The sequence below is a fragment of the Arthrobacter sp. Y3225116 genome, from assembly GCF_059091245.1.
This window is the reverse complement of record NZ_JBNHGL010000543.1, coordinates 1-553: the sequence shown is the minus strand read 5'-3', so window position 1 is coordinate 553 and position 553 is coordinate 1. Positions and strand designations below refer to the sequence as shown.

The window sequence follows — 553 nt, the reverse complement described above, 5'->3', positions numbered from 1 at the left end:
AGCCCCGGGCGGCACGCCCGCCCGTTACCTCCGGTGCGTGGTCCGCGCGGTGGCCGGGGCGGTCCACGGGTCCTCCGGCCACGGGTGCTTCGGGTAGCGGCCGCGCATCTCGGCGCGGACTTGCGCGTAGGGACCGGACCAGAAAGACGCCAGGTCGTCGGTGACGGCCAGCGGCCTGCCGGCGGGCGAGAGCAGGTGGAACAGCACGGGGACGCGACCGCCCACCAGCCGGGGCGTATCCGACCATCCGAAGCACTCCTGCAGTTTGACCGCCACCACCGGCCGCTCCCGGCCGTCACGGTCCGGGTAGTCGATCCGCACCCGCGAACCGCTGGGAACCTCCAGCCGCTCCGGCACGAGCTCATCGAATCTGGCCGCTTCCGGCCAGGGCAACAGCCGGCGCAGCGGCTCGGTCAGGTCCACTGCGGCGGCCGGCTTCCCGCCGGCCAGTGCCTCCAGTTCCGGTGCCAGCCAATCGGACAGCCGTCCCAGCAGCGCCTCGTCGGCGACGTCCGGCCAGGGCGTTCCCAGTTCGCGGTGCAGCAAGGCCAGC

The 553-nt window shown here is 73.8% G+C and carries 1 protein-coding gene; it reads right to left on the bottom strand.

Going from position 1 to position 553, the window contains the following annotated elements; genetic code table 11:
• Positions 1–24 precede the first annotated feature (24 nt).
• On the bottom strand, positions 25–553 hold a 529-nt coding region (locus AC5RV2_RS18865; RefSeq protein ID WP_494093599.1), incomplete at its 5' end, for an ATP-dependent helicase C-terminal domain-containing protein.